The sequence below is a fragment of the Mitsuaria sp. WAJ17 genome (genome assembly GCF_014174515.1).
Lineage (GTDB): Bacteria > Pseudomonadota > Gammaproteobacteria > Burkholderiales > Burkholderiaceae_C > Roseateles_B.
The window spans coordinates 1-383 of sequence record NZ_JACJUG010000130.1; the positions used below are offsets into that span (position 1 = coordinate 1).

The 383-nt window shown below is 64.8% G+C and carries 1 pseudogene; it reads right to left on the reverse strand.

From position 1 onward, the window contains the following. Positions 1-383: pseudogene (locus H5407_RS23700) on the reverse strand (hypothetical protein); the annotation flags it as partial.

A 383-nucleotide genomic window follows, 5' to 3' on the forward strand; every position in this document is an offset into this window, starting at 1 on the left:
GGTGCTTGCGCGCGATACGCGCCATGCCGTCACTGGTGGCGGTGGACAGCTGGGTCACATGGTCCTCGGCGAGCACCGCGATGAAGCTGAACTCCGGCACCGCTCTCATCACGTCGGCGCGCAGCAGATCGAAGGCGGAGCCGCGCTGTGCTGCTTCAAACACGATGCCGTGGGGCAAGCCTTCCAAGCAGAATTGCGTGGCTTCCTCCATGTTGCCGACCACATCGATGATCAGGCCCATGTGCCGCACCGAGTCCTGGATCTGTGTGCGCAACTCACGGCGCGGCGTGACGATCAGCAGATGGCTGCCGGCCAGCGGCTTGGAGTTGGACGAGGGCAAATGCTCGGCTTCCTTCTCCAGAATTGGCGGAGCCGCCCCCGGC